Source organism: Streptomyces sp. NPDC006798 (assembly GCF_040635975.1).
Classification (GTDB): Bacteria; Actinomycetota; Actinomycetes; order Streptomycetales; family Streptomycetaceae; genus Streptomyces.
The window spans coordinates 199,694-206,048 of the sequence record NZ_JBEYIS010000004.1 but is presented as its reverse complement, the minus strand read 5'-3'; the positions used below and the strand labels follow the sequence as shown (position 1 = coordinate 206,048).

Annotated in this window: 5 protein-coding genes; 3 read left to right on the top strand and 2 right to left on the bottom strand. The window is 75.8% G+C overall.

Features of this window, described 5'->3' with window-relative positions:
• Positions 1-120 precede the first annotated feature (120 nt).
• Entirely contained in the window at positions 121-1,242 is a 1,122-nt protein-coding gene (locus ABZ714_RS04325) for a mechanosensitive ion channel family protein (RefSeq protein ID WP_358823602.1), read from the bottom strand.
• A 306-nt stretch (positions 1,243-1,548) separates the two neighbouring features.
• Between ABZ714_RS04325 and ABZ714_RS04320 the strand changes: the two genes are divergently transcribed.
• Positions 1,549-2,085 carry an HNH endonuclease gene (locus tag ABZ714_RS04320; protein WP_358823601.1) on the top strand — a complete coding sequence of 179 codons (537 nt, stop codon included), beginning with the start codon at positions 1,549-1,551 and terminating at the stop codon, positions 2,083-2,085.
• Positions 2,086-2,334: 249 nt separating this feature from the next.
• Here the strand turns inward: ABZ714_RS04320 and ABZ714_RS04315 are convergent, their stop codons facing one another.
• A complete protein-coding gene (locus tag ABZ714_RS04315; protein ID WP_358823640.1) occupies positions 2,335-5,334 on the bottom strand; it encodes a beta-N-acetylglucosaminidase domain-containing protein in 3,000 nt (999 codons plus the stop codon).
• 335 nt (positions 5,335-5,669) lie between these two features.
• On the opposite strand from ABZ714_RS04315, the gene ABZ714_RS04310 reads away from it, so the two are divergent.
• Positions 5,670-5,930 (top strand): hypothetical protein, encoded by a 261-nt coding sequence (locus ABZ714_RS04310; RefSeq protein WP_358823600.1) that lies wholly within the window; start codon positions 5,670-5,672, stop codon positions 5,928-5,930.
• A 58-nt stretch (positions 5,931-5,988) separates the two neighbouring features.
• Positions 5,989-6,225: a hypothetical protein gene (locus ABZ714_RS04305; RefSeq protein ID WP_358823599.1), complete on the top strand. Its 237-nt coding sequence runs from the start codon at positions 5,989-5,991 to the stop codon at positions 6,223-6,225.
• Positions 6,226-6,355 lie beyond the last annotated feature (130 nt).

The window sequence follows — 6,355 nt, the reverse complement described above, 5'->3', positions numbered from 1 at the left end:
CGGGCGGCGCCGGGGCGCGGCGGCCCCGCCCCGCGGCGGGGCGGCGCCCCCGCCCGGGGGGGGGCCCCCCCCCCGGGCCCCCCCCCCCCCCCCCCCCCCGGGCCGCGGGATCCCGCGGGATCACTTCTGCAGATTCGGCGGCGCGGGCGGTATCGGAGCCGTCGCCAGCGACTGCGGGGACGTCGGGCTGGCCAGCGCCGACGGGGCCGCCATCGACGCCGACGGGTCGGCCGCCGCCCCGTCCGCCTCCGGTACGGGCAGCCCGCCGACGATCCGGATGCCCTCGGCGTCGAACGCCCGCTTGATCCGCCACCGCAGCTCGCGTTCGACGGAGAGCGCCTTGCCCGGCATGGTCTTGCCCGCGACCCGGATCGTCATCTGGTCCAGCAGGACCTCGGTCAGGCCGAGGGTCTCCACCGGGCCCCACAGCTGTTCGTTCCACGGCTCGGACTTCGCCAGCTCGGCCGCCACGCCGCCGATCACCGAGCGCACCTTGTCCAGGTCCTCGGTCGGCCGGACCGTGACGTCGACGGTGGCCGTCGCCCAGCCCTGGCTGAGGTTGCCGATCCGCTTGATCTCGCCGTTCCGTACGTACCAGATCTCGCCGTCGTCGCCGCGGAGCTTGGTCACCCGCAGCCCTACCTCGACCACCTCGCCGGTGGCGACGCCCGCGTCGACGGAGTCCCCGACCCCGTACTGATCCTCCATGATCATGAAGACGCCGGAGAGGAAGTCGGTGACCAGATTGCGGGCGCCGAAGCCGATCGCCACACCCGCGACACCGGCGGAGGCCAGCAGCGGCGCCAGATTGATCTTGAAGGCGCCGAGGATCATCAGCCCGGCCGTGCCCAGGATCAGGAACGACGCGATCGACCGCAGGACCGAGCCGATGGCCTCGGAGCGCTGCCGCCGCCGCTCCGCGTTGACCAGCAGCCCGCCGAGGGCCGTCCCCTCCACCGCCTGCGCGGACCGGTTCATCCGGTCTATCAGCTTGGTCAGCGCCCGGCGCACCAGCATCCGCAGAACCAGGGCCACCACCAGGATCAGCAGGATCCGCAGTCCGGTGTTGAGCCAGGAGGACCAGTTCTCCTCCACCCAGCCCGCCGCGTTCCCGGCGCGCTCGGCGGCCTCGTCGAGGGTGACGGGGGCGGCGGGGGAGTCGGTGGGCGGCCCGGACGGGGACGGCGTCCCGGCCGCCCCGGGGGCGGTGGCGAGGACGATCGACGACCAGAAGCCGGTCACGGGGAAAACCTCCAGGCAGGGCGTGCGGCGGACCAACCACACTAACGGCGGCATCGCGGCCGGTCCCTCGTTCCGGGTGCCAGAGAGACCAGACTCACCCGGGGGACGCCGGGGCGCGCGGGGTCGGCGGGGTCGGCGGGGACGGGAACAGCCGTTCGTTCTCGGTGTGGGGACGGTGGTGTGGTTGAAAACACTTCGAGCCCGTTACCGCCACGTGGTGGCGTTCCGGCCCGCCCTGAGGAGAGACTGACAGCAGATCGTCCCGGCGCGAGCCACGCGTCGCCGGCGTACAAGGAGGCATCAACCGTGCCGCATGTCCTGGTCCTCAACGCGTCGTACGAGCCGCTCGGCGTCGTACCGCTCCGCCGCGCGCTCGTCCTCGTCCTGGAGAACAAGGCCCTCTGCCTTGAGGAGTCCGGCGCCTTCCTGCACAGCGCGACCCGGGTGGTCGCAGCGCCCAGTGTCGTCCGCCTGAAGCGGTTCGTACGGGTCCCCTACCGGGGGCCCGTTCCTCTGACCCGCAAAGCTCTGTTCGCCCGCGACGGCGGACGCTGTATGTACTGCGGTGGCGTCGCAACCAGCGTCGACCACGTCATCCCGCGCAGCCGCGGCGGACAGCACGTCTGGGACAACGTCGTCGCCGCGTGCCGCCGCTGCAACCACGTCAAGGCCGACCGGCATCTGCGCGAACTGGGCTGGCGGCTGAGGCATCAACCGGCCCCGCCGAGCGGTCTCGCCTGGCGGATCATCGGTACGGGACACCGGGACCCCCGGTGGCTGCCGTATCTGCAACCGTACGGCGCCGAAGACGCGATGGCCCGGATCGACGGCGTTTCCGCCTGAGAGCCGAGCCATTTTTCGTTCCCGGACGCGGGGCTCCCGGGCCCGGCCCGAGAACGCGCGGCGCGCCCCGGGTGCCTCCGGCATGCGTCCGTACGGGCTGCCGCCGACGACGCCCGACCGGCCCGACCGCCCCCGGCTCCGACCGCCCCCCGCCATGCCCCGGCCACGCACCGCCCGGCCCGGCCCGGCCGCGTCCCGGTCACCTCCGGCGCCCCCGGCCCTCCTGACCGACCCCGGCCCGCGCCCCGGTTATCTCCGGCTCCGGCCGTCCCGGCCCTTCGCGCCCTTCGCGCCTTTTGCTCCTTCTTCCTCGGGCCTTCCGTCCGGCTTCTTCGGCGGCTCCATCACCCCGTACGCCTCCACCGTGAACAGGGAGTAGCCGAACCGGGTGGCCCGCCGGTCCCCCTGGATCCGCAGGAAACGGGTGCCGGGCGCGTCCAGCCGGACCGTCTCCGTACCGCCCCGCCCGTCGCCGACCGTCGCCGCCGTCCGCCACGTACGCCCGTCCCCGGAGACCTGGACCCGGTATCCGGCGGCGTACGCGTCCTGCCAGCGCAGCACCAGCTTGCCCAGCCGGACCGGCTCCGGCAGCTCCGCCTGCCACCACGCGCCGTCCTCGTACACCGACGACCAGCGGCTCCCGGCGTCCCCGTCGACCGCGGCCGAGGCCGGGAAATCGGCGGTCTCGTCGCCCGACGACGACGCCGTCACCCCGCCGCCGCGCAGCAGGTCAGGACCGCCGGTCCGCGGGAAGGCCCGGACCGTGACCGTCCGCTCGGCCCCGGCGAAGGAGAGCGCGACCGGGTACGACCCCACGGGTGTACCCGCCGGTACGGTCACCCGGACCGGGACCGTCACCGGACGGCCGCGCTCCACCGTGACCCGCTTCGGGACCTCGACCCGCACCCCGGACGGTGCCTTCGCCGTCAGCGGGCCGGTGACGGCCGAGGGCCGCTTCGGCGTCAGCCGCAGCCCCACCGTCACGGCCGCGCCCCCGATCTCGGCGTCCGTCTCCGGGCGCTCCGGCGCCATAGCGACCGAGGGCTCGTCCGCGTACCAGGGCACGATCGACCGGACGGCCGCGCCGCCCGCCGCCCCGGTCACCCGGAGCGCGTCCGCCCGCAGCCCGCCCGCGGCGGCCTGGGTCCAGCCGTCCGGGGAGAGCGCGGCGACCGTACGCCACCCCTCACCCGGCACCCGGGCCTCCAGCCGGCCCGGATCCGAGCCCGGCGCGCCGGGCGCCGCCATCACCGTGACCGACGCCAGCGCCCGCGCGTCCGCCAGCCGGACCGTGCCGTCGTCGTCCGGGCGGGGCGCGCCCGCCGCCCCCGTCCACACCGCCGCCTCGGCGGCGGCCCGGTCCAGGAACGGCCCCAGCACACCCCGGCCGACCACGGCCCGGTCCGCGTCCGCCCGCCCGGCGCGCAGCGGCTCCAGCGCCAGCGACGCCCCCCAGGCCGCCGGAGCGTCGCCCCTGGCCTGCGCCTGGAGCAGATCGACCGCCAGCTCACCGGCGCGGCCGTACCGGGCCAGCTCGTCCAGCCACGGCCGTATCTCGTCGTCCAGCCGCCCCGCGTCGACCCCGGCCAGCTGTCCCGGCGCCCGGCGCATCGCCGAGAACCGGTCCCGCAGCGCCTCGGCCGCCCGGGCCCGGTCCGCCGGGTCCGTACCCGTCGCCCTGGTCCGCCGGAACGCGTCCAGCTCGGGCCGCAGATAGCCCGACTCGGCCTCGGCCAGTACCGACGACGTCTGGTTGCCGGCCAGCACTCCGAGCGCCGCCCGGGCCGCCGGATCACCGGCCGCCAAATCGTCCAGCGCCGCCGACCACGACTCCCCGGGCCGGTAGCCGCGCGGATTCCAGGCGTAGTCGGCCGCCGTGAAGAGAGGGATCCGGGACGCCGCCGCCTGCTCCATGGCATTCGCCAGCAGCGCCGCCGAACCGGCCGCGACCGCCGGATCCCGGCCCGTGTAGGGGCCGAGGAAGAGCCGGTTCTGCGCGTAGTCGTTGACGGGATAGTTGTCCATGGTGACCAGCGGATGGCCGAACGCCTCCCGGGCGCCCGCGACCTGACGGCCCGTAATGGTCTTCGGTACGACGCCGACCCCGGTCCAGGCCACCTCGACCCGCCCGTCCAGCTCCGCCGCCAGCGCCCGCCGGTACTCCGTCTCACCGCCCTGGTAGAACTCCGTCGGCAGTACCGACAGCGGCGCCGACCCCGGATACCGCTCCGCCAGATGCCGGGCCACCGCGTCCGCCACCCGGGCCTGGGCGCGGGCCGCCGCCTCCGGACCCCGGCCGAAGGCGCGGGCGTCCGCGCCGCAGTGCCACTCCGTATAACTGACGTCCTGGAACTGGAGCTGGAAGGCCCGGAACCCCAGCGCCCACATCCCGTCGATCTTGCGGATCAGCGCCCGGAGATCCGCGTCTCCGGAGAGGCACATCTCCTGACCGGGCGCCACCGCCCAGGCCGGGGTGACGTGGTTGCGCGCCGCCCGCTCCGCCAGCGCCCGGAACTCCGCCCGTAGCTCCGCCGGATACGCGTCCCGCCACCGGGCCTGCCGGAAGGGGTCGTCCCCGGGGGCGTACAGATAGCGGTTCTGCTTGGTACGCCCCATGAAGTCGAGCTGCGCCAGCCGCTGGGCACGGCTCCACGGGCGCCCGTAGAAACCCTCCGTCGTCCCGCGCACCGCCGTACCCGGCCAGTCCCGGACGGCGACCCCGGGGACCGTGCCCCGGGCCGGGCCGCCCGCGATCAGTCCGCGGAGCGTCTGGACGCCGTGGAACAGTCCGTCGGGGCCCGTGCCGTCCAGGGCGACCGTGCCCCGGCCGCCCACCGCGCCCGCGGCGAGCCGGTAGCCGCCGGACGGCAGATCGCCCGGCGCGGCGACCTCGAACGCGCGCAGCGCCGTATCGGCGCCGGGCCCGCCCAGGTACAGCACGGGGCCGCGGCCCGGCAGCTCGGTGTAGAGCGTGTCCACCCCGGCGTCCCGCAGCACCCGGTGGGCCGCCTCCACGGCGTACGGATCGGCGTCCGGGGCGGCGACGACGGTGACCTCGTCGCCCAGCGGCACCGCGGCGCCCAGCGGCTTCGCCGACTGCGGGCGCGGCCAGACCGGCGGTACGGACGCGGTACGAGGGGGGCGCGGGTCGGTGGCCGGGGTCCGGGGATCGGCGGGGGTACGCGGCCCCGCGCCCGGCCCGCCCGGGGCGGCGACGGCGCCCTGCGCGCCGCCGAGCAGCCCGCCCATCACCGCGACGGCGACCGCCGCGGCCGTACCCGTCCCGGTACGCCTCCCGCGCGCGAACCGCACGTCGACTCCCTTCCGTACCCCACCGCTCCGGCGCCGTCGCGCCGACGGCACCGGCACCCTCCCGGGGCCGTGCCCCGAGGTCTCCGAACGGTAACGAGCCCATCACCCGTCACCCGGGAGTGTCAATGCGCCCGGGGGATCCGCGGCATATGCGCGGAGGGTTCGCGTGCGGAGCGGGCGGATCCGGGACGAGGTCCGAGATCGTACGGATGGGCGCGCCGTCACCGGGTAGGCGCGAGCCGAACCGCACGCCCCGTACGAGGAGTGACGAGATGACCGCGTCCGCCGCCCAGCTGCTGCTCTCCGCGCTCACCGACCTGTCGGTGCCGCCCCGGGACGACGCGGACGGCACCGCCGGTCCGGTCGGCCCCGTCCCCGGGGAGGACACGGCCCCCGGGCCGCTGACCAGTGAGCCGCCGCTGTTCTCCGCCGCGCCGCTGACGAGCGAGCCGCCACTGGTCGAACTGCCGCCGCTGACCAGCGAGCCGACCACCCTCGGAGCCGCCGGGGGCGGCCCCTCGACCGGTGGCTGAGGCCCGTACGGCACCCCCGGGCGCGCGGCCCCGACGGGGGTTCGCTACTTTGGGGACCGTGGACAAGAAGAACGCTCTGCGCACCGGCACCGTCGTGACCGGTACGACGCTGATGATGCTGCTCCTGTCGTCGCCCGCGCTGGCGCTGACCCGCGACGACGGCGACGACCCGGGCCCCGGGCTGAGCGTCGCCGAGACGCTGGGGCTGTTCGTGGTCGCCCCGGTGGCGATCTTCGCCCTGATCACGGTTCTGGTGATGGTCTTCGACAAGTCGGAGAAGCAGCAGCAGAGCTGAGCCGTGCGCCGGGGCCCTCGGGCCCGGCACTGTGTTTGTAGCCGTTCTCGCCGAAGCGGCCCGCCGGTCCCCCCGTCGGGCCGCTTCGCCGTTCCCGCGTGACGCCGGGCCCGGGGTTCGGCCGCGTCTG

Coding starts and splice junctions, on each gene's coding strand:
- ABZ714_RS04310 (WP_358823600.1), top strand. CDS start 5,670: ATGACCGCGTCCGCCGCCCAGCTGCTGCTCTCCGCGCTCACCGACCTG.
- ABZ714_RS04315 (WP_358823640.1), bottom strand. CDS start 5,334: ATGGGCGGGCTGCTCGGCGGCGCGCAGGGCGCCGTCGCCGCCCCGGGC.